Origin of the sequence: Streptomyces sp. NPDC093586 (genome assembly GCF_044764905.1) — a bacterium.
Classification (GTDB): Bacteria; Actinomycetota; Actinomycetes; order Streptomycetales; family Streptomycetaceae; genus Streptomyces.
Genome location: NZ_JBIWJA010000043.1, coordinates 42,557 through 60,796 on the forward strand (window position 1 = coordinate 42,557; position 18,240 = coordinate 60,796).

Annotated in this window: 16 protein-coding genes and 1 pseudogene; 4 read left to right on the plus strand and 13 right to left on the minus strand. The window is 69.8% G+C overall.

The annotated features are described in order from the left end of the window. Nucleotides 1-278: 278 nt before the first annotated feature. The 3 genes from ACIRFH_RS31225 to ACIRFH_RS31235 all read right to left on the minus strand — a co-directional run bounded on the left by ACIRFH_RS31225 (nt 279) and on the right by ACIRFH_RS31235 (nt 4,833). Entirely contained in the window at nt 279-2,189 is a 1,911-nt protein-coding gene (locus tag ACIRFH_RS31225) for an NAD-binding protein (protein ID WP_403528192.1), read from the minus strand. 328 nt (nt 2,190-2,517) lie between these two features. Next, nucleotides 2,518-3,579, minus strand: a complete 1,062-nt coding sequence (locus ACIRFH_RS31230; RefSeq protein ID WP_403528154.1) for a PucR family transcriptional regulator — start codon at nt 3,577-3,579, stop codon at nt 2,518-2,520. Nucleotides 3,580-3,960: 381 nt separating this feature from the next. Beyond that, nucleotides 3,961-4,833, minus strand: a complete 873-nt coding sequence (locus ACIRFH_RS31235; RefSeq protein WP_403528156.1) for a helix-turn-helix domain-containing protein — start codon at nt 4,831-4,833, stop codon at nt 3,961-3,963. A gap of 148 nt (nt 4,834-4,981) precedes the next feature. Between ACIRFH_RS31235 and ACIRFH_RS31240 the strand changes: the two genes are divergently transcribed. Continuing rightward, on the plus strand, nt 4,982-5,869 hold the full coding sequence (locus ACIRFH_RS31240; protein WP_403528159.1) for an alpha/beta hydrolase: 888 nt from the start codon (nt 4,982-4,984) through the stop codon (nt 5,867-5,869). A gap of 118 nt (nt 5,870-5,987) precedes the next feature. Here ACIRFH_RS31240 and ACIRFH_RS31245 read toward each other — a convergent pair. From ACIRFH_RS31245 to ACIRFH_RS31270, 6 genes and pseudogenes are all read right to left on the minus strand, one after another. Next, nucleotides 5,988-6,862: pseudogene (locus ACIRFH_RS31245) on the minus strand (IS5 family transposase); the annotation flags it as partial. Between the two features lie 44 nt (nt 6,863-6,906). After that, nucleotides 6,907-7,203, minus strand: coding sequence for a zinc-ribbon domain-containing protein (locus tag ACIRFH_RS31250; protein ID WP_403528162.1), 297 nt, complete (start codon nt 7,201-7,203; stop codon nt 6,907-6,909). Nucleotides 7,204-7,313: 110 nt separating this feature from the next. Beyond that, nucleotides 7,314-7,523 carry a hypothetical protein gene (locus ACIRFH_RS31255; protein ID WP_403528165.1) on the minus strand — a complete coding sequence of 70 codons (210 nt, stop codon included), beginning with the start codon at nt 7,521-7,523 and terminating at the stop codon, nt 7,314-7,316. A gap of 143 nt (nt 7,524-7,666) precedes the next feature. After that, nucleotides 7,667-9,112 (minus strand): argininosuccinate synthase, encoded by a 1,446-nt coding sequence (argG, locus tag ACIRFH_RS31260; protein WP_403528168.1) that lies wholly within the window; start codon nt 9,110-9,112, stop codon nt 7,667-7,669. 100 nt (nt 9,113-9,212) lie between these two features. Continuing rightward, entirely contained in the window at nt 9,213-9,350 is a 138-nt protein-coding gene (locus ACIRFH_RS31265) for a DUF397 domain-containing protein (RefSeq protein WP_403528170.1), read from the minus strand. Then, nucleotides 9,307-10,221, minus strand: coding sequence for a Scr1 family TA system antitoxin-like transcriptional regulator (locus tag ACIRFH_RS31270; RefSeq protein WP_403528195.1), 915 nt, complete (start codon nt 10,219-10,221; stop codon nt 9,307-9,309). The genes ACIRFH_RS31265 and ACIRFH_RS31270 overlap by 44 nt, the downstream gene beginning before the upstream one ends. A gap of 178 nt (nt 10,222-10,399) precedes the next feature. Between ACIRFH_RS31270 and ACIRFH_RS31275 the strand changes: the two genes are divergently transcribed. Beyond that, complete coding sequence (locus ACIRFH_RS31275; RefSeq protein WP_403528172.1) at nt 10,400-10,894, plus strand: ATP-binding protein; 495 nt, start codon at nt 10,400-10,402, stop codon at nt 10,892-10,894. A gap of 40 nt (nt 10,895-10,934) precedes the next feature. On the opposite strand, the gene ACIRFH_RS31280 is transcribed toward ACIRFH_RS31275, so the two are convergent. The 4 genes from ACIRFH_RS31280 to ACIRFH_RS31295 form a co-directional block, all read right to left on the minus strand. Continuing rightward, nucleotides 10,935-11,288, minus strand: coding sequence for a VOC family protein (locus ACIRFH_RS31280; RefSeq protein WP_403528175.1), 354 nt, complete (start codon nt 11,286-11,288; stop codon nt 10,935-10,937). Between the two features lie 82 nt (nt 11,289-11,370). Then, nucleotides 11,371-12,474, minus strand: coding sequence for a hypothetical protein (locus ACIRFH_RS31285; RefSeq protein ID WP_403528178.1), 1,104 nt, complete (start codon nt 12,472-12,474; stop codon nt 11,371-11,373). A gap of 1,205 nt (nt 12,475-13,679) precedes the next feature. Then, nucleotides 13,680-14,342: a hypothetical protein gene (locus tag ACIRFH_RS31290; RefSeq protein WP_403528181.1), complete on the minus strand. Its 663-nt coding sequence runs from the start codon at nt 14,340-14,342 to the stop codon at nt 13,680-13,682. Continuing rightward, nucleotides 14,339-14,815, minus strand: a complete 477-nt coding sequence (locus tag ACIRFH_RS31295) for a hypothetical protein (protein ID WP_356630575.1) — start codon at nt 14,813-14,815, stop codon at nt 14,339-14,341. Before ACIRFH_RS31295 ends, ACIRFH_RS31290 begins: the two co-directional genes overlap by 4 nt. 212 nt (nt 14,816-15,027) lie before the next feature. Here ACIRFH_RS31295 and ACIRFH_RS31300 point away from each other — a divergent pair, with 212 nt between their 5' ends. Together ACIRFH_RS31300 and ACIRFH_RS31305 are read left to right on the plus strand one after the other, a co-directional pair. Next, nucleotides 15,028-16,728 (plus strand): PQQ-binding-like beta-propeller repeat protein, encoded by a 1,701-nt coding sequence (locus tag ACIRFH_RS31300; protein ID WP_403528184.1) that lies wholly within the window; start codon nt 15,028-15,030, stop codon nt 16,726-16,728. 377 nt (nt 16,729-17,105) lie between these two features. Then, entirely contained in the window at nt 17,106-18,149 is a 1,044-nt protein-coding gene (locus ACIRFH_RS31305) for a phosphotransferase (RefSeq protein WP_403528187.1), read from the plus strand. The last annotated feature ends 91 nt before the right edge of the window (nt 18,150-18,240 follow it).

Consider the following 18,240-nt stretch of genomic DNA (forward strand, 5'->3'; position numbering starts at 1 on the left):
CGGCCGGGGGATCCCCAGAGCACGCGCCGGACGCCGCTCCTTACCGGGCGAACGTCGCCTGCCGCGGCACCGGGCGCGGGGGAGGCCCTTGGCTTCTCGTCCCCGTCCGGGCCGGCCCGGGGGCTGGCTCCTGGGCCGCCCGAGTCGGCCTGTGGGCCGGCTTCTCGGCCGGCCGAGTCGGCCTGTCGGGTGGCCTCTCGGCCGGCCGAGTCGGGTGGTGGGCATAGTCCGGGGTGCCAAGGGGCGGAGCCCCCGGCGGGGTCGTAGGGGCGGCGTCCCTACAACCCCGCCCCGTGCCGCGCCCGCCGCCCCAGCAACTCGGCCAGCCCCCGCCGCGTCGCCGCCAGCACCACCCGATCCTCACCCCGCAGGACATACGCGTCGGGCAGCTCCCACACCAACCGAGCCCCCCGGCCCCCCTCCGCCCCGGCCCCGGCCCCGGCCCCGGAACCGGAACCCGCACCCGCCCCGTCGGAGACCTCCCGCGCCAGCACCCGCCACGCCCCCGCCCGGAAGGCCTCCCCGACCGTCTTCCCCTCCAGCTGCGGATGCCCCGCCACCCGCACCACCGCGAACAGCAGCACCCGCCGTTCCACGGGGATCGCCCCCAGGATCTGCCGGCCCATCATCGCCCCGGCGAACGCGGGCGCGGCCAGATGGGTCACGCTGCGGCTGCGGGTCAGCGCCCCCGGGTGCGCGCCGCGCAGGGTGCGGTACACGGCGGTCGCGAAGTCGTCGTCGTACAGGCGCAGCACCACGCGCAGGTCGGGCCGCACCGACCGGCCGTACAGCACCGCCTCCAGGTTCGTGGTGTCCACGCTGGTCAGCGCGAGCAGGGAGTGCGCGCGGTGGATCTTGGCCGCCTCCAGGACGCCCTCCTGCGTGACGTCCCCGAGCACCACCGGCACCCGCAGCCGCCGGGCGGTCGCCATGCCGCGTGCCTCCGGGTCGGCCTCGACGCACACCACGGGGATGTCCATCTCCCGCAGCCGGGTCAGCACCCGCGTGCCGATCTTGCCGAGACCCAGCAGGACGACGTGCCCGCCGAGCCCGCGCGGCGGTTTGCGCAGCGAGGAGGCGCTGCGGAAGGTCCCCAGGGCCTCCAGCACGGCCGCCAGCAGCACCGGTAGCAGCAGCAACCCGACGAACGCGGCGAGCAGTTGGAGAACCTGCTGCCCGGAGTCCTCGTTGTGCGCGGGCTCGTTGATGGCGAACAGGTCGAGCAGCGTCACGTACGTCGCGTGCAGGGGATGGTCGCCGGTGACGACCATGAGCGCCACGGCGAGCGCGACCACGCAGGCCGCCAGTCCGGCCAGCGACCACCGCAGCCGCCGCGAGAACAGCGAGGCGAACGGCGGCACCCCGACCCCGGTCCGCCCGGCGGGCAGCGGCGGCCCCGAGTACGACACCTGCTCCAGGACGACGGTGCCGCGGCCGGTGGCCGCCCGCACCGCCGCCGCGTCGGGCAGCAGTTGTGGCCCCTGCTCGCCGCTGCCCTCCGAACCGTCCGCACCGGCGGGGTCGTTGCTCGTCGCGGACAGCAGGGCCAGCGTGCACAGCCCGGGGTCGGCGACCTCGCCGGGGCGGGGCGGCCGCCGTTCCACCGCGCGCAGCAGCAGGCCGTCCGTCTGGACGACCTTGCTGGTGCCGACGAGCGCGGTCGCCGCGAGGGCGGGCGCCGCCGTGTCGGCGTCGGAGAGCACGGTCGTGGAGGCCTCCACGCCGTCCGGCCCGGCGGGGCGTCCGTCGCCGGCCGCGAGTGCGGCGCTCTGGTCGAGGAGTGACGCGATGTGCTGGCCGAGCCGCCGGTTGTACAGGCGCAGGACCAGGCGCAGCCGCGGGTTGAGCCGGCGGGCGGTCAGGGCGGCGCGGATGTTGGTCTCGTCGTCGTCGTAGACGAGGGCGAGTGCGGCGGCCCGGTCCACCCCGGCCTCGGCGAGTACGTCCTCGGTCGCCTCGGTGGCCTCCAGTTCCCGTCCGGGGGTGCCCGCGTCGCCGTTGCCGGTCCGGTTGACGGCCGCGTTGAAGCGGTCCAGCAGCGCCGCCGAGGCCGCGCGGGCCCGGCCCACCACAGGCTGGCGCACCCGGCGTACGGAGGGCGGGACGACGAGCGTGACCTGCTCGCCGTAGACCCCGCGCAGTTCGGCCGCCAGCCGGTGCGCCAGCCCGTCGTCGCCGCACACCACCATGTGCGCGGACGCGTCGCCGGGCGCACCCCCCGCCGGAACCTGGTTCGGAACGCTCACCACACCGGAGGAGACTCCCCGAGCGTCCCGGCCGGTTCCAGGGCGCGAGGGCGGCATGAAAGACGCGTGAAGTTTGCCGGGCCCCGGCAGTGACGGGGTGTCACCTCCCATGTGACGATGCGTCTCACCGAAGCTCAGCGACGGGCGGGAGGGGGACGGCGCGCACGGCCCGGTCTCCCGGGCCGGCTGTCACGGGGGGCGTGCTGCCCGCCCGGTCGCTGAACTTCGCGGCACGGCGCGAGCCGGCTCGCGCGGACGGTCGCCGGCCCGCTCAGATCTCCTGGGCGGGCCAGCCCAGCAGCCGGGCCCCGATGACCGCGGTCTGCAGGGTGTAGCGGTGCACGGGGTCGGCGGGGTTGGCGCCGGTCAGCTGGTGGATGCGGTCCAGCCGGTAGGTCAGCGCCCGCACACTGAGCGCGAGGCGCCGCGCGGCCTCGGCCGCGGTGCATCCGGCGTCGAAGTACACCTCCAGGGTCCGCAGCAGCGGCTCGGCACCGCCCCGGGCGCCGCGCAGCGGGCCCAGCACGCTCAGCACGAGGTCGGCCATGGCCTGCCGGTCGCGGGTGAGCACCGGGTAGACCAGCAGGTCGGCGGCGCGCACCACGGGCTCGTCGAGTTCCAGGCGGTCGGCGAGTTCGAGGGTGCTCAGCGCCTCCTCGTAGCTGTGCACCACGCCGCCCGCGCCGGACCGGGGCCGGCCGATGGCCACCCGGCTGCCCTCCGTGGCGGCGTAGGCCTGCTTGGCGAAGAAGGCGAGGACGTCGTCCTGGTCGCCGGGTGCGATGCAGATGAGCCGGCCGTTCTTGGTGGTGATCAGGATCCGCCGGTCCCCGAAGCGGGAGATGAGCGCGGTCTCCACGAGCCGGGTGACGGGCGCCGTGTCGTCGTACGCCTCCGGTCCCTGCGCCACCGCCACGGCGTGGTCCCGGGACAACAGCAGCCCGAAACGTTCCGCCCGTTCCGCGAGCCGCCCCAGGTCGCTGCGCCCGTAGAGCAGGTCGTCGACGAACTCCCGCCGCGCGGCCTCCTCCTGCCGTACGGCGAGGCGCTGGGCGCGTTCGTACCCTTCGGCGAAGGCGTCGACGGCCTGGCCGACGGCGGCGAGCACGCTGTCGGTCGTGCCCGCGCTCCCCGCCCCGCCGGGCCAGTGGGCGCGGGTGGCGTCCAGGTGTCCCCGGACGAGGGTGCGCAGGCTGTGGCCCTGTTCCGCGGCCTGTTCGCCGAGCCGCCGCCGCTCCTCCAGCTCGTCGCGGTTCAGTCGGCGTCCCGTGCCGGCGACCTGCGCGAGCAGTTCGGCGTACCCGGTCAGATACGCCTCCTGCGCTTCCCCCACTGCGTGCCTCCCCTGCCGGTCGTGCCGCCCGGTGTGCGGCGTCCGGCAACGAGAGGGTAGTCACGGCTGCCGAGAACCGGCAACGCGCGCGGCACTAGCTCGCCCGTCCAGCCGGTCTCTCACCCACATCGCTGTGGTGTCGTCCGGGTTGCTCGCCCGCGCGATCTGCGTGGTCGGAGAGGGGACTTGCTCACCGGAACGGAGACAGAGGGGCAACGGGCACCTCGACGACTGCATCGGTTACTGGCACAGCCCTGAGCATGCCCGCTGATCATGTTGCCGCGCCGAGGAACTCCAAGATCCCCGACAGAGTCGGGCTGGGCCGTGCATCGAAAGTGGTGACGGTCCGCTGCTCCTCGAAAAGATCAGTCGCAGTGGTGCTCACGAAGGCTGCGGACTCTGAGCCGTGCCGTGGGCCAGATCGGCCAGTCGTTCCGCGTCCGAGGTACCGGGTTCGGCCGACCAGAGCACGAGTTGCTGTTCTGGTGCACCGGCGTAGCGGAAGGTGTCCCAGTCGAGGGTGAGTTCGCCGACGAGGGAGTGGGTGATGCGTTTGCTGCCGAAGTCCTGGTGCGCGACGCGGTGCTCGGCCCACCAAACCCGGAATTGCTGATCGGCCACGGCCAGCTCGCCCACAAGAGCCGTAAGGGCTGGATCGGTCGGGCTCGTTCCGGCTTCCATCCGCAGGACTTCGACGCACGTGCGGGCCACGTCTTCCCACTCCGGATAGATTCCGCGCATCACCGGGTCGGTGAAGACCATGCGGACGTAGTTGCGCTCGGACTCGGGCACCGCCGCGAAGTCGCACAGCAGCTGTGCTGCCAATGGGTTCCACGCGAGGATGTCAAGACGTGGGCCGAAGACGATGGCGGGCGTACTGGTGAGCTGGCCGAGCAGCCGGGTCAGGTGCGGGTGCACTTTGGGGCGAGGGGACCGACGCGGCGTCTTGCGGTGACCGGCCCGCGCGGCCTGGTCGACCAGCCCTTCCACGTACGTCCGCTGGTCGCCGTTCAGCCGCAGCTCCCGCGAGAGGGACTCGAGCACCGGTGGCGACGGTGCCAGTCGGCCCTGCTCGATGCGTACGTAGTAGTCGGTACTGATCGCGGCGAGCTCAGCCACTTCCTCACGGCGCAGCCCCCGCACACGGCGCTGGGTGTGCGTGCGCTCGGGAAGCCCGACCTGCGCCGGTGTGAGCTCACCACGGCGATGCTTGAGGAACTCACCGAGCTCACGAAGGTGCGCGGAATCCGTCACTCCTCCAGCATGGCACCGAGGGGAAGGCTCTGCCTGGGAGAGATCCTTCCTAGGAAGCAGCCCGACCTTCCCGAGCCTCGGCCGTCGGCTGGACAGTGGATACAGGCCCGCAGATCGCCGGCCGGCGCTGATCCCCCAGGAGCAGAAAATGAGGACTGACGTCCGATTCCCGACCAACGGCCTGCAGCTCGCCGGCCACCTCTACCTTCCCGAGGACAGCGACGGCCCGCTCGCCGCCATTGTCATCGGCCACCAGACGACCGGGGTCAAGGAGCAGTCACCGGCGGTGTACGCCACGCGCCTGGTCGAGGAAGGGTTCGCCGTCCTGACCTTCGACGCCGCCTTCCAGGGCGAGTCCGAGGGCATGCCCCGCGGCCTGGAGGACCCCTTCCAGCGCGCCGAGGACTTCCGCGCGGCGGTCTCCTACCTCACCACGCGTCCCGAGATCGATCCGGAGCGCATCGGCGTGATGGGCGTGTGCGGCTCGGGCGCCTACGCGCCCTACGCCGCCCAGACGGACCACCGCATGAAGGCCGTGGCAGGCGTCTCCGGGACCGACGTTCCCAGCTTCTTCCGCGGCGCCGACCCCGAGGGCTGGCAGCAGATGGTGGCGAACTCCGGGAACCTGCGCAGCGCCGAGGCCGCCGGCGAGCCCGCGGCAACGTTTGCTGTGCTGCCGGAGAAGGCCGATGCCGAGACCCCCGCCCCGGTCGCCGAGTTCGTCGACTACTACAAGACGCCCCGCGGCAGGCACCCGCGTTCCACGGGAGACGTGGTCGTGCGCAGCGCGGATCTCCTCGACCAGTTCGATTCCTTCGCCGACGTCGCCAAGATCGCGCCTCGCCCGCTGCTCATGATCGCCGGCACCGAGGCGGTGACCCGCGGGTTCTCGGAGAAGGCCGTCGCCGACAGCCCCGGCAACGCCGAGCTGTTCCTCGTCGACGGCGCCACCCACGTCGATCTGTACGACCGCGACCAGTACGTGACTCCTGCCGTCGCCAAGCTGGTCGAGTTCTTCAGCAAGCACCTCGCCTGAGCCGGCAAGCGTGAGCCGCCCTTCGGCGGACGCCACGTCCGCGCTGCGGGTAGGTCGCTTGGCCAGGGTGGGAGGTGTCCGGCGAGGGGCAGGCTGCCAGGTGTCGCGAAGGTGCTGGTCGCAGCCACTTTCCGATGGCTGCGACCAGCACCACGGCCTCGTAGCGGACGGCAAGCTTTTCGTATCTCGTGGCGACCGCGCGATGTCTCTTGAGGCGGTTGATCCCGCACTCGGCAGCGTGGCGCTCGCGGTGGTCGGACGGGTCGAAACGCGGCGGCCGGCCACCGCGGGAGCCGAGCTTCTGGCGGTTGCGTGCCTGGCCGGCCTTGTCGGGAATGGCGCATCGGATCCCTCGGCGGCGCAGGTAGGCGCGGTTCCTGCGGGAGGCGTAAGCCCTGTCGGCCGAACGCGCTCAGGGCGGACGCGTGGCCGACCCGGTCCGATGCGGGGCACGCGGACCTTTGCCGGCACGAGGTCGGACTGTGGCGAGTCGCCGCGCTGCCCGGCCGTCACCACGAGCGACGTGGGCTTCTGGCCCTGCTCGACCGCCAGGTGCAGCTTGGTGGTGAATCCGCCGCGCGAGCGTCCCAGTCCGTGATCATTCGGCTCGGTGAACACGCCGCCCGGTGCTTCCTTCTGCAGGTCACCCTGCTTGCGAGCCCCAGCCGCATGCTGATGGGCTCGGCACACCGTGGAGTCGACGCTCAGATCCCACGTGATCGCACCCTTCGCATCGGCCAGGGACCGGAGCCGGGTGAGGATCCGGTGCCACGTGCCGTTCCGCTGCCATCGGCGGAACGGGTCGTAGGCCCGGGTCCACGGCCCGTATTCGACCGGGATGTCTCGCCACGGAACTCCGGTGCGGACCCGGAACCGTATGCCGTCGGTCAGTTGCCGCCGAGGCCGGACGGGCGGCCGCCCCGCCCTGGCACCCTTCGGTGACAGTGGCTCCAGCGCTGCCCACTGCTCGTCCGTGAGATCTCCCCGTCCCATGAACCGTGGTCATCACCACCCAGGAGACACTTTCGCTGCACGGCCTAGGACCGGTACGGCTGCTGGGGCCGCTGGGGCTGTCCGTACGCCGGTCCGCCCTGGCCACCCGCGGCCTGCGCCAGGAGTTGCTCGGCCTGTTCCCCGGCAACCTGCTGCTCGGTGCCGCAGAAGGTGCACTGGAGCGTGTACTTCGTGGAGAAGGGGAACAGCGGCACGAAGAACAGGGTGAACTTGACGACGCGCTTCCTGAGCGCGTGCGCGGAGGGGGTGCCGCAGGAGCGGCAGACCAGCGTGAGCATCGCGAGCTGGTAGAGGTATCCCTTGGTGCCGAAGATGATCACGGGGCGGGTCCTTCCGGAGGTGCCTGTGGGCAAGAGATCCTTTCCCGGACTGCGCCCGGGAGGCCCCCGCCCACCACCTGTCCGGGAGGGCTCAGGAGACCGTGGTGCGGTCAGCCGGTGCGGGTGTCCGGAGCCCTGGTGGGTTCGGGAGCCTCCACGTACTCGGGGCAGTCGGGGTTGTGGCAGGCCCCTGGGCCCCATACCGGCACGTAGATCCCGAGCGTCTTGTGCCGTCCTCGGACGATGCTGTCCACGCGCTTCTTGCAGGCCGGGCACATCAGCACGCCTCGCGGCCCGCTCTCATGCTGCTCTCTGCCCATTCTTCGAGCGTAGCGCTCATCCGCGGCTCGGGAGAGGTCGTGATGCGGCAGGCGAGCCGAGGCGGCGGGCGACGACGAGGGGCCGGTCCGACGCCGAGGCGTCGGACCGGCCCCTCGTCCGTGGTCCCTGGGCCGTGGGCCGGTCAGTCCGTGCCGGACTCCATCGCGGCGCGGTCCAGCAGTTCGTCCTCGCCGGAGACCTCGCCGCGGGAGGCGATGGCCTCGGCGCCGCCCTCGGGCATGGCGCCGATCAGCCCGGTCGCCGCCGCCTGGGCGGCACCGATGGCGGGGCCGCCGGTGCCGATCAGACCGAGACCGGCGTACTGCTCCAGCTTGGCGCGCGAGTCGGCGATGTCGAGGTTGCGCATGGTGAGCTGGCCGATCCGGTCCACCGGGCCGAACGCGGAGTCCTCGGTGCGCTCCATCGACAGCTTGTCCGGGTGGTAGCTGAACGCCGGGCCCGTGGTGTCGAGGATCGAGTAGTCCTCACCGCGCCGCAGCCGCAGCGTGACCTCGCCGGTGACGGCCGAGCCGACCCAGCGCTGCAGCGACTCGCGGATCATCAGCGCCTGCGGGTCCAGCCAGCGGCCCTCGTACATCAGCCGGCCGAGCCGCCGGCCCTCGGTGTGGTACTGGGCGAGGGTGTCCTCGTTGTGGATCGCGTTGACGAGGCGCTCGTACGCCGCGTGCAGCAGGGCCATGCCGGGCGCCTCGTAGATGCCGCGGCTCTTGGCCTCGATGATCCGGTTCTCGATCTGGTCGGACATGCCCATGCCGTGACGGCCGCCGATGGCGTTGGCCTCCATCACCAGGTCGACGGGGGAGGCGAACTCCTTGCCGTTGACCGTCACCGGGCGGCCCTGGTCGAAGCCGATGGTCACGTCCTCGGCGGCGATCTCGACCGACGGGTCCCAGAACCGCACGCCCATGATGGGCTCCACGGTCTCCACGCCGGTGTCGAGGTGCTCCAGGGTCTTGGCCTCGTGGGTGGCGCCCCAGATGTTGGCGTCGGTGGAGTACGCCTTCTCGGTGCTGTCCCGGTAGGGCAGGCCGTGGGCGAGCAGCCACTCCGACATCTCCTTGCGGCCGCCCAGCTCGGTCACGAAGTCCGCGTCCAGCCAGGGCTTGTAGATCCGCAGGTGCGGGTTGGCGAGCAGGCCGTAGCGGTAGAACCGCTCGATGTCGTTGCCCTTGAAGGTCGAGCCGTCGCCCCAGATCTGGACGTCGTCCTCCAGCATGGCCCGCACCAGCAGCGTGCCGGTGACGGCGCGGCCGAGCGGCGTGGTGTTGAAGTACGCCCGCCCGCCCGAACGGATGTGGAACGCGCCGCAGGTCAGCGCGGCCAGCCCCTCCTCGACCAGTGCCGCACGGCAGTCGACCAGGCGCGCGATCTCGGCGCCGTAGGTCTTCGCGCGGCCGGGCACCGAGGCGATGTCGGGCTCGTCGTACTGACCGATGTCAGCGGTGTAGGTGCACGGCACGGCGCCCTTGTCGCGCATCCACGCGACCGCGACGGAGGTGTCGAGGCCGCCGGAGAAGGCGATACCGACGCGCTCACCGGTGGGCAGGGAGGTGAGGACTTTGGACATGGAAAAAGTATGCATCACAGCGCATGTTCATGCAACCCGTGCGTGAGGAATCCGTCGGCCCCTCGCGGACGAGGCGCCGACGGACCGGTGCCCGGTGGGCTCAGGGGCGGTGCCGCCCGGCCTTCAGCTCGCCCAGGAAAGCGACCCACGCACTCGCCCGGAAGGCCACGACGGGCCCGTACGGACGCTTGCTGTCACGGACGGGGACGAGGGACGGAACCCCGTCGGCGACCTCCACGCAGTCGCCCCCTGCTTGATTGCTGTAGCTGCTCCTGCGCCAGGCGGCGCCGCTCGGATCGGGACGGGACATTCGAGGCACGGTGGTTGTCCTCCGTCATGGACCGGATCATGTCGAGCGACATGAGAGGAGGCAGGGCTGCCGCCCGTAGCCGATCGTAAATCACCTTGTAGCGACTGACCTTGGCCGGTTCTTCGATGAGTTGGCCGTAGTCGGACCCTTCCGTGTAGGCCACTTCCGAGCCGTCCGGGAGGGTGAGGAGGGTCAGCGACCCACCCATCGCTTCATGTCCGCCCTGGTCGAACGGCAGTACCTGGACCGTGATGCGTCGGTCGGTCGTAGCGTCCAGCAGGCGTTCCAACTGCCTCTGTGTCACGTCACGCCCGCCGATCGGACGTCTCAGTACCGCCTCGTCCAGGATGACGCACAGCTCGGGCCGTCCGGGAGTACTGATCCGCTCCTGCCGCCCCATGCGGGCAGCGACCCTCTCCTCCAGTTCCTCCTCGTTGTCGAGCAGTGCGTCGAGGCTGAGGACCGCCCGCGCATAGTCCTCGGTCTGCAACAGTCCGGGCACCACGTGGGCCGCGTACTGCCTGATGGACACCGCCTGCTCCGAGTAGGCCATGAACTTTCGCGACCAATCCGGAAACGCCTCCCGGTACACGTACGGCCACAGCTCCACGAGGAGGTTGTCCGCACCGAGGACGGCGTCGAGCGCACGCGCGAGCTCCAGCGTGGGCTTGGCGCCGGAGGCCCGTTCGATCTGGGTGATCCGGGTGCTCACGACGTGGGTCTTCTCGCCGAGCTCGGCCTGGGTCATACCGGCTGCCGTACGCAGCCTGCGTACGCGCGCGCCGAAGAGCGCGGCCATGGACGCGCTCGGATCAATTGCGTTGGCCAAGGCGTCACTTCCGTTCCTTACGAGCCGAAAGGTAAGGCTGTGTCACCTTTCGAGCGTAGGCCGACAGGACGACTCTTGAACGCGGAACGTGACGACGCGTGCGCGATACGCGCCACCGCTCAGCCCGACAGAGAAGGACGTGCCGACCGTGCTGACAGGAACGACCACTTCACCGGACGACCCGGGCGCCGCTGCTCCCGGCGAACCGCGCTCGTTCAGAAGGCAGTTCGCCTCGTCGCCGCTCGGCGCCAGACTCGCCCGCCACCTGGCCGTGCGGTGCCTGGAGGAGTGGGGCTACCCACCGGATTCCGACGTGTCGTGCACGATGGCCCTGGTCGTGGGCGAACTGGCGGCGAACGCCGTGCGGCACGGCCGCGTACCGGGCCACGACTTCAGCCTCGGACTCGGCCTGCACGAGGCGGCGGACACGCTCCGCATCGAGGTGGCGGACGCGGCGACCGCGAAACGTCCCCCGGAGAGCCCGCCGACGTCGCCGCCGGAGGGGGAGTCGGGCCGGGGCCTGTTCCTGGTGGACCTGCTCTCCGCCCGCTGGGGCACGGAGCCCCGGGACCCGGTGGGCAAGACGGTCTGGGCGGAGCTGGACACGTCAGCGGCACCGGCGGACCCGCCAACCGGCTGCTGACGGGACTCACTTGGCCGATGGGGCGCCCTGCGGGGGTGTCCTACGACTGCCGTCGGCCGAGAACGCAGAACTCGTTGCCCTCGGGGTCGGCCAGGACGACCCACGGCTGATCGCCCTGGCCGATGTCGACGCGCCGCGCGCCGAGAGCCACGAGACGGGCCACCTCGGCGTCCTGGTCGTCCGGCACGAAGTCGAGGTGCAGTCGGCTCTTGGCCTTCTTGGGCTCGTCCAGCAGGACGAACTCCAGCCCCGGCGCCCGGTCCGGCTCCGGACGGATCGCGAACTCCACGTCGGAGGTGTGGACGACGACCCACCCGAGAGCCTCGGCCCACCACCGCCCCAGCCCCGCCGGATCCGCCGAGTGAACGATCACGTTCTGCCACCTCAAGCTCATGAGCCGAGCTTAGGCTCACCGGCACCCGATGGGCAGTCCCCTTTCCGTACGGCCCTGCCCACCGGAGAACCCGGACCGGCGTTCACGACCGTGTGGCGGTCCCGCACCCCGCGTCGCCGGCCTCCCGCATACGCGTCTCCATCGACGTGCTCCGGTCGTACGGGTCGACTTCGGGACCGTCTCCCGTGGGTGAGGCCGTGCGTTCCGCGCCGAACTCGGGGGTGAGGTAGCCGGTGAAGGTGCCGCAGCCGCCGTTGGTGGTGTCCACCTTGTAGGAGACGAGGGAGAACGTGCCCGGCTCGATGACGACCTTCGCCGGGTCGTCCCAGCTCATCACGACCTCACGACGCACGATGGTGCGCACGACTTCCTCGCTGCCCGCCGCGGCGCGTACGACCGGATACACGTACGTGACGTCGGTGGTCACCTCGACCGCACCCCGCTTGCCCTCCCGGTACGTGATCCGCCCCCGTGTCTTGACCACGTCCCCGACGAGCCGGACCTTCGCCTTCTCGAACCGGCTGAACAGCAGCAGAGGGTCGTTCTCCCGGCTGGGCGCACGGAACGCGGCCGCCAGGTAGTCCTGGACATCCTGCTGGTGGGGATTGAGCAACGCGATCGCCTTCTCCGGCCGCTCCCCGCGCAGCACGCCGGGATCCAGACTGGACGCGGCGAGGAAGTCCCGGGACTTCTCGAGCGCCTGCGCGACCTGTTCCTTGCTCATCCACCCGGTCGCCCGTGCCTCGGGCAGGCCGATCCCGGCCGTCCCGTCACCCCACTGCGCCGCGGGCGACCCCCGGAACGGCTGCTCCAGGGTCGGACGTCGAGCTGCCGCTTCCGTCGGCGGCGGTTGATCCGGACGCTCCGACTCCACGGCGAGCGGCGCATTCCCGCCGCCGTCGTCCCCGCCTCCGAACCAGCCGGCCACCCGCCCCGGAGCCAGCGCCACGACCAGCAGGGCGAGCGCGACCAGCAGACCGATCGCGTACCAGCCCTTACCCCCTCGCCGCCGGGCCGGTCGGTGACTCCGCCACGGCTCGGGAGGGCTGCCCTCCTCCCGCAGCCGCTGCGCCACCATCCGGGCCCGAGCCGACGGTTCCTCGGGCGCGCCCGCGGTCCCCGCCTCGGCTTCGCGGAGGAAGCGCTCCCACTCCTCGTCCGGTATGGACCCCTCACCCTTGCCCACGACGGGCCCCACCCTCCTCACGCACCCGGCCCCTCCCCAGGGCCGGTCATCTTCCGTGCATCCTGACATGGCCCGGCACTGCTCCACGATCGCCCCCGGACGCGGCCTGCCGGCAGGACACCGGCGCTCGCCTCCGCCCGGGCCGAGGCGGCGCCGTGATCACGCGGTCGGACATCCACCGCTGCTGCGAGGACGAGGGGTTGTACGTCTCGCCGGAGACGCGGTGTCAACCTGACGACTTGCAGACGATCGCCGTGGCAACGACATCAGGATCCGTGCCGGTGTAGTCGGTGACGCTGCGACCCGGGTCGTCCGACGGCGTCGGCGTCGAGCACCCCGAAGAAGAACTCGAGGACGACGGTTTCGGCCGGGGACCCGACGTCGGCTCGATCCCGTCGTCGACCGACTCCGTGAACGACCAGCCGGCGACGACCAGCACGAGCCAACCGCCGACCAGCCACCCTCTCGTACGCCCGCTCACCACGCCCCCGTCCGAAGCCCCCACGGCAGGCGGCAAGTCTGCCAGCCGTCCGGCCGGGCCGCGGGACGCCGGTGAGGGCGCCGGGGAAGCCGACGCCGTGGACACGCAGACGAAACAGGTGAGGCACCTACGAAAATCCGTAGGTGCCTCACCTGGTGTTTCTCTGTCGGGGTGGCGGGATTTGAACCCACGACCTCTTCGTCCCGAATGAGGTTCGGGCAAGATCATTACCGGGCCTGGAGGGAATCCGCCCTGGTCGGAGGCTTGGGGCGGGGTGGTTTTGGTTGGCTTCGCTAGGTCCGTGAGAGAAGATCATCTCCCAGATTTCTCCCACGCTGAGCGGCGGTGGTGTCTGGACCGTGGTCGTGCGGCACTTTGCGTAAGCAAGTTTACGCAGGTGCGGCGGTACACGAGGTGCTGGAGCAGTGGATGCCCTCCGGCGAAGTGGGCCCGTCACCGACTTGCGTCCAGCAGTGATCGTGGGGACTGACCTGGGAGGGGCGGAGCATGACCGAACAGGAGGGGCTGGACGAAGTCGCGGAGTGCCGGAGCGGGTGCTGGATCTGGCGCGGATCTGCTCCACGGAGTGGGAGGGGGGGAGAAGGCTCTTACGGGGAACCAGCTGGGGTATAGGAGTAGCGATGAGCTCTGCGCCAGGTGGGATCCAAGCGTCTGAGCGCCGTGGCAGGTCCAGTACCTCGCCACGGCGCTACGCGGCCAATCCTCAGATCTGGCGGGCCTTCCACTTGCGGATCGCTTGATCGAGGTGTGCGCGCAACCGTGCTGCCGCTGGCGCGCCGGGCAGGAGCTGCTCGTACGCCTCGCTCCTACGGTGAGCTATGAGTGCCGCGAGGTTGGTGGAACTTCGTGACGGATACACCAGCGAGCAGTTGTCCTGCCCTAGTTCCTGGGCCAGGCCGAGGAAGCTGCGACCGACACCCAGCCCCGGTGACGTGGCGTAATGCTTGGCCTCGATCGCGGCGACGAGCTTGTGGCTCCTAGGGTGCACCCCGGCCAGCCGACTACGTTCAGCCTCTCGCTGATCGATGATCGCTACGTCACACTCGTGCGCGACCTTTGATCGGCCGGCGACGTACACGCCCAGATGAATCTCGAGCCGCTTTTGGGTGCCGGGGAGGCTGACCAGGCCGTATGTAAAGGCGCCGGTCCAGAGGTTGCCCGGCGACCTCCGGAAGCGGAGCGCGGAGGCCGGGTTCGAGCCGTCCTGCGTGAGGAGTGTGGTTCCTCCCACATCTTTCACGGCGTCAAGGCATAGCACCATCAGAGACGCCTCGTAGAGATCAGACTCGTCGGCGCTGTTGCGGTAGACCGGCTCCAAAGCGCCGATCGCTTTCTCGATGGCCTGCACGAGGTTGGCTTTGCTCACTGGAGGGCCTCCGAGTACGTATCCTGGCCGTCCGCAAGCAGCTCGCGCACCGTCTGGAGTGCGGCCCACGCCTGTGCAGTCTCACTCTGCAGATCGAGCTGAGACGGGACCTCCAGCTCTGGATCTCCAAATTCAATTCTCGAGCCCATTCCTCGTTCCCTGACGGCGTCCAGCACAGACTTTCGCGTGGCATACATCGTCTCGGCCAGAGTCAGCACTGCTTCACGGACAAGTTGGAGACGTTCCTCACCTGTGTACGGGATAACAGCGATGTCGCCCTGCCCGAGGGCCGGCAGCTTGGTCGCAGCAAGACGGCTTGCCCGCTCGTAGTACTGCCCCTCCTCCTGAAGGTGGTCCTGCGCGGAGACAACGCGGCCATGCCGGACCTCTTCGTCCAGCTGATCTGCCAGGCCCGGGATCTCTTCCCTCAGCCGCGTCATGAGTGATTCGTATTGGTTGTGGCCGATGGCCATGCCTCCCCCTTGGTCTCCAGTTTGGCGAGAACTGTACCCACCCCCGCTGACAAGGAAGCGGCGGCAGCCGGGTGCGCGGATGCTTCCCGAGGCCAGAGGGCGGTGTCGTCTGGTTTGGTGGTGGGCCACGGGGCTCGGGGTTGGCGCCCGTGGGGGCCCGCTCCCTCACATGGCGCTACAGTCGATTGCCGTTCCACTGCGCAGGGAGATACGTGGCTACTGTCCCACCTACTCGCCGGATCGAGCTTGCTGGGGTGAATGCCCTGCGGACGCTGCTGGAAAATCTTGATCATGTCGTGCACACGGTCGACGGCAGCGCCGATATGGGCGAGGACCTGATCGTTGACTTCACCCGGGGCCGGAAGCGGACCGGCCGCATGATCGCGGTGCAGGTGAAGACTGCTGGCGGGCGGTCGAGTAAATACCGGCGTGCCAGCGGCTACGCGATTCCCGTGGGGAGCCACGCAGGCGACTGGTCCACCCGCCCGATCCCTGTTATTGGGGTCATCTACGACATGGAGGCCGGACGGCTGTTCTGGGTGAATCTGACGAAGGTTCTGAGGGCAGCTCCTAAGCCGCCTCGTTATGTGAAGGTTCCCTTCGGCGCTGAACTGTCAACAGAGACGGTCGAGCAGTTCGTCGCCGAGATCGATGCCTATGCCCGCGTGATGGGGACTCCTGACGAGGAACGCACGCCCGCCGATAGCGATGGGCCGACGGTGAAGCCATCGAAGGCGCGGCGAGTGCGACTGACGGCCGGCTGGAAGGACCTCTCGTTCACCGACCAGGCGCACCATCCCGTTTGGACGCAGGGGTGGTTCATCATTTGGGACCACTACCGGCTGACGCTGATCGACGGCCGCACTGGCAAGAGGCAGATGGGCGGGATCAGGACTCTCTTCCCGCATGTGCCCGTAGCCGGAGACCAGGCTCTCTTCCTCCCTGCCGTACCTGATCGCTTGAAGGCGCTGAATCTGCCGACTTTCAGACCTCGTTGGGAAGTCCGACTGCGCGTCGACCCTGCGAGGATGGCCTTCGTTGAGGGTGTGTTGTATGCGCCTGGTCAAGATGGAGGACTCTTCGCCCTTGACCCCCGAAGCGGGGCCCAGCGTGGGCCGACTCTTCTCCCGGGGCACCCTATTCTCACCCAAACACGCATTGCAGCCGGCAGCCTGATCGTCCTTGCAGGGCCTCCCGCTGATCACGGCAGCGCTACTCAGCGATCGAAGGGCTGTGCCCTGGCCCTGGACCCGAGCGACGGAGAGCAGCGCTGGGTCTACGAACCGCGGGGTTCGCTTTTGCCGCACTGGGCTGCTTCAGACCAGATGCTCTACCTCTTGGAGGAGGTCAAATCGGCCCAGTACTTGGTGGCCGTCCATCCCACTAGTGGCGAAGAGTCCAGACGATGGAAACTGGCCGACGACGTGGCTTTTCCACCTGTCGCATCGAGTTCGGCGGGTCACGCGCTGGGTCGTTCTGGCATTCTTCAGACGTACGGTTCCGTACCTCGTCGGTGCCGTTGGAGCTATAGAACCCAGCAGCGCACGCCCCTCGCTCCGGTTGCCGCAAGGGACCTTGTGCTCGTGGTAAGCGCGCCGCACGTGCTGACTGCCCTTGACGCAGCAACTGGCACCGAACGGTGGTGCTTCAAGGAACGGGGAGATTTCACGACTGCCCCCATCGTGGTTGAGGACATCGTGTACGTGGCCCACCGCGGCGGGCGACTTATTGCGCTCGATTTGGGTACGGGCGTTCGGCTCGGTTCGACCCCATGCCACCTGTGGGAAGAGGGGGAACGGGGACAGCCTACGGTCGCGCAGGGCAAGTTGGTGTTTTCCGGTCGCTACGGCGGAGTGCATTCTGTCGATTTGGGACTGAACGGCGACGGAGAGAGCCGTAGGGATCTTGCGTGACTCGCGCAGGGGCAGCCCCGCGAGGGCGTCGCCGTCCACCAGTGAGCTCGGCTGCCAAGCGGCGTGCCATCCGAGGGAGCGAGTACTCAGCGCACGAGTGGGAACCGTACGCGGTCGGTGTCGGCCGAGGTCGTGCCTGTGGGGACGACTTCAACGTTGGGGAGAAGCCGGGACCGCCAGTGGTGTGCGATGCCGTGTTCGTTGTCAACGGGTGCCGCCGACGTGGGCGGCCTCTGCGGAGTTGATCAGCCGAGTGATCACCGATGGAAGCTCGGGAGCCGGCTTTATTGAAGGCTGGGCAGGGGCTCCTGGGAAGCGGGGCAGGCGCCCGGTGATCGTTGTGCTCGGGTGGGGTGGGCTCGCGTATCGTCCGTGGCGTGATTGATGCCACCGTGGCGGTCCGAAGCGATATCCCCGACAGTGCGCTCTCAGAGTTGATCGATGCCTTCGATCTCGGAGGCGTGTGGGAGCGTCGCTATCTCGCCGATGGGCTGATGAATGCGAACTGGAGGCTGGACACCCCGGCCGGACAGTTCGCTTTGAAGCGGGTCACGGACGTCTCCCTGGAGCGGTTGCAGCGCAATCTCCGGGCGCTGGCAGCCCTCGCCGCCGACGGAGTCCCGGTGAGCGCCCCAGTACCCACGGTCTCGGGATCGCTGGTGGCGCAGGTCGGAGGTGGCGCCTGGTGCCTGTTCCCGTGGGTGGCCGGCTCACATGTCCGAGGTGTCGACCTCAGCCCGGCCCGGGTGAGTGCGCTGGGCGCGCACCTGGGGCGCCTGCACCTGAGCCTGGGCAGCGCTTGCGGTCGAGGGCTGCTACCCGGGGTGCCGGAGACGATCACCGCGGACGTCACGTCGCCGGAGCGGGCGGTGGAGAAGGCCGAGCGGCTGTTCGTAGCCGTACGCGACAAGGGCACCGGCAGCGACTTCGACCAAGCGGCCGCTGCCGCCTTGGACCACCGGAAGGCCCTCATCTTCAAACACGCCGATCACCGTCCGCGATCCGTGACGCCTGAGGGTGGTCACGGGTGGACGCACGGTGACGTGCAGTACCGCAATCTGCTCTGGGAAGGCGGGGAACTTGCCGCCATCCTGGACTGGGACCGGGTCGCGGTGCGTCCGTATGCGGAAGAGGTCGTACGGACGGCGCAGGTGCAGTTCGGGGTGGGAGGGGTGTTCGACCTCGCGCGGGTCTCGGCGTTCGTCGAGGGGTATCGGTCGGTGGTGCCGCTGGAGCCGTCTGCGCTGGTGGACGGTGTCCGGCGGCTGTGGTGGAAGCGGATGACGGACTTCTGGCAACTGGAGTTCCACTACGACCGCGGTGACCTCTCCTTCGATGAGCTGTTCACCGCGGACGAGGCGCTGCTGCACTGGTGGACGGACCGGCTGGACCAGGTCGAGGACGCCTTCGCCGCGGGCTAGAAGACTCATGAAGATCTTGGTGGGGGCTGTCCGGCCGTAGGCCGGGCGGCCCCTTGGTCTATGCGGTTGCTGGGTTGATCGTCCAGGTGCT

Coding starts and splice junctions, on each gene's coding strand:
- ACIRFH_RS31255 (WP_403528165.1), bottom strand. CDS start 7,523: ATGGGCAGAGAGCAGCATGAGAGCGGGCCGCGAGGCGTGCTGATGTGC.
- ACIRFH_RS31295 (WP_356630575.1), bottom strand. CDS start 14,815: ATGGCCATCGGCCACAACCAATACGAATCACTCATGACGCGGCTGAGG.
- ACIRFH_RS31270 (WP_403528195.1), bottom strand. CDS start 10,221: ATGGCCGCGCTCTTCGGCGCGCGCGTACGCAGGCTGCGTACGGCAGCC.
- ACIRFH_RS31240 (WP_403528159.1), top strand. CDS start 4,982: ATGAGGACTGACGTCCGATTCCCGACCAACGGCCTGCAGCTCGCCGGC.
- ACIRFH_RS31280 (WP_403528175.1), bottom strand. CDS start 11,288: ATGAGCTTGAGGTGGCAGAACGTGATCGTTCACTCGGCGGATCCGGCG.
- ACIRFH_RS31225 (WP_403528192.1), bottom strand. CDS start 2,189: ATGGTGGTGTGCGGCGACGACGGGCTGGCGCACCGGCTGGCGGCCGAA.
- argG (WP_403528168.1), bottom strand. CDS start 9,112: ATGTCCAAAGTCCTCACCTCCCTGCCCACCGGTGAGCGCGTCGGTATC.